At 56.7% G+C, this 323-nt stretch carries 1 protein-coding gene; it reads left to right on the forward strand.

What is annotated here, in order from left to right; genetic code table 11:
* Positions 1-220: hypothetical protein (locus ASD00_RS41295; protein WP_210173873.1), on the forward strand; the 220-nt coding region annotated here is incomplete at its 5' end.
* Positions 221-323: the final 103 nt, after the last annotated feature.

Here is a 323-nt window from a genome sequence, read left to right on the forward strand (position 1 = left end):
GTTCGGAATGGGAACGGGTGCAGCCACCCCGCCAGAACCACCAGGTCGGCAAAGCGCAAGATTTGCCCTTAGCTGGGGCAAACCGAATGAGAAGCTGGCTGAAGTTTTCACTTCACTTGTTTTGAACACGTCTTTTGCGCTTATCCGGATAATTCCAGCAGCCGGCAGAGCCGAGCCGCCGGTTGTCCGGCGCGCCGTCCGCAGCGCCTTTGGCGCGTGAGGACTGCTCATCAATGATGAGCATGAGCAATGGGAACGATCAAGCCAATCGAACGATTAGTACTGGTAAGCTTCATGCGTTGCCGCACTTCCACACCCAGCCT

Origin of the sequence: Ensifer sp. Root31 (assembly GCF_001424825.1) — a bacterium.
Taxonomy (GTDB): Bacteria; Pseudomonadota; Alphaproteobacteria; order Rhizobiales; family Rhizobiaceae; genus Ensifer; species Ensifer canadensis.